Origin of the sequence: Candidatus Frankia alpina (assembly GCF_902806485.1) — a bacterium.
GTDB lineage: Bacteria > Actinomycetota > Actinomycetes > Frankiales > Frankiaceae > Frankia > Frankia alpina.
Window position 1 is genome coordinate 1 of record NZ_CADCWT010000577.1, and the last position, 501, is coordinate 501.

The window sequence follows — 501 nt, forward strand, 5'->3', positions numbered from 1 at the left end:
ACCAACACCACATTGATGTCACGCAAAGCGACGAAACGTTACCGGGAAAGGCTCAGTGTCCGTCGCATGTCGGTCAGGGTACTGGACATTCATAACCGAATGCGATTGATCGCCATAACGAAGCGTAGTTGGACGTTCGGCCGCCGGAGCAGCATGCTCATCCCCATGACCCAGGCGACAACCGTGCTGCTCACGTGTTGCCGTTGGCTGGATCTTGCCCGTGGCCAGGCAGCGCTCTGTCGCTGACCTGATCGGTCGCTGCGCCGCCGCAGCTAAAGACGTCGCCTGTTCCGGCGACGCTATGTAGCTACCTCCTTCTTTTTCCGCGTACTTCAGAGCGCCCCGTAGTTCAGCGCGTCATTGTGCCGTGTCCGGAACCGGATTCGGCCCGACGGACGACGCCGTCGTGCGCGCTTCGCCCCCAGACCGGGAAGGTTCCACCCAGGGCCGCGCGAAGGTCACTTTCCGTGCTGACTGGTTACTCTAGGTTGTGAGGAATGT

The 501-nt window shown here is 60.7% G+C and carries 1 protein-coding gene; it reads left to right on the forward strand.

Translation table 11 applies throughout. The annotated features are described in order from the left end of the window. A partial coding sequence (locus G6R25_RS25745; protein ID WP_205447462.1) for a hypothetical protein occupies positions 1 to 246 on the forward strand: 246 nt, incomplete at its 5' end. Between the last annotated feature and the right edge of the window lie 255 nt (positions 247 to 501).